The organism is Streptomyces milbemycinicus, from assembly GCF_002154605.1.
Classification (GTDB): domain Bacteria; phylum Actinomycetota; class Actinomycetes; order Streptomycetales; family Streptomycetaceae; genus Streptomyces; species Streptomyces milbemycinicus.
Map to the genome: position 1 here is coordinate 1 of NZ_MUNE01001227.1, position 851 is coordinate 851.

The following is an 851-nucleotide window of genomic DNA, read 5'->3' on the forward strand; positions in this document are numbered from 1 at the left end:
CCAGGCCCCTGCCCGAGGCCCCCGCCCGGGCAGGGGCCTGGGGCAGGGGTCTCAGACGGCGGTCACGACCTGGTCGTAGGCCAGCCGCGGGCTGCGGGGGAACGAGGCGTCCTCGCCGGGCTTGCCGATGTTGACGATGATCAGCGGGGTGTGGTCGTCGTCCAGGAATTCCTTCTGCACACCGGCCGGGTCGAAGCCCGTCATCGGGCCGGCGGCCAGACCGGCGGCGCGGATGCCGAGGATGAAGTAGCCGGCCTGGAGTGAGGCGTTCAGCGCCGCGGCCTGCTCACGGGCGGCGCGCTCGCTGAAGAACACGTCCTTGGCCTGCGGGAAGTGCGGGAAGAGGGCGGGCAGCTCCTCGTGGAACTCGTTGTCCGCGGCGAGGATCGCGACCAGCGGGGCGGTGGCGGTCTTGGCCTGGTTGCCCTCGGACATATGCGGGACCAGGCGCTTGCGGGCCTCGGCCGAGCGGACCAGCACGACCCGCAGGGGCGACTGGTTGAAGGCGGTGGGGGCGTACTTGATCAGGTCGTAGATCGCCTGCACCTGCCCTTCGGTCACCGGCTCGTCGGTAAAGGTGTTGGCGGTGTGGGCCTCGCGGAAGAGGAGGTCCTGGGCGGCGGGGTCGAGGGCCAGAGACATGAGCGTGAACAACCTTCTGCTTGCTGTGGGGGTGTGCTTACGGAGCCCCACCATACGCGGATTAGGTTAATGTTCAACTAAATGGCGGGCGGGGTGCTCCGAATCACAGCACCCGAGCCCGCCGACCGCTGCGGACAGCCCCCGAGCCCGCCGACAGCCGCCGCCCGCCACCCGCCGACAGCCGCCGTCGCCCGCCACCCGTCGAGCAC

General features: G+C 70.6%; 1 protein-coding gene. It reads right to left on the reverse strand.

Annotated elements, in window-relative coordinates; all coding sequences use genetic code 11:
- Positions 1–51: 51 nt before the first annotated feature.
- The gene (locus CCN51_RS52270; RefSeq protein ID WP_014176753.1) at positions 52–642 is read right to left on the reverse strand and encodes a malonic semialdehyde reductase; all 591 of its coding nucleotides are present in this window, start codon (positions 640–642) and stop codon (positions 52–54) included.
- Between the last annotated feature and the right edge of the window lie 209 nt (positions 643–851).

What these genes read in the sequence shown, in the direction of transcription:
- CCN51_RS52270 (WP_014176753.1), bottom strand. Translation starts at nt 642, where the DNA reads ATGTCTCTGGCCCTCGACCCCGCCGCCCAGGACCTCCTCTTCCGCGAG.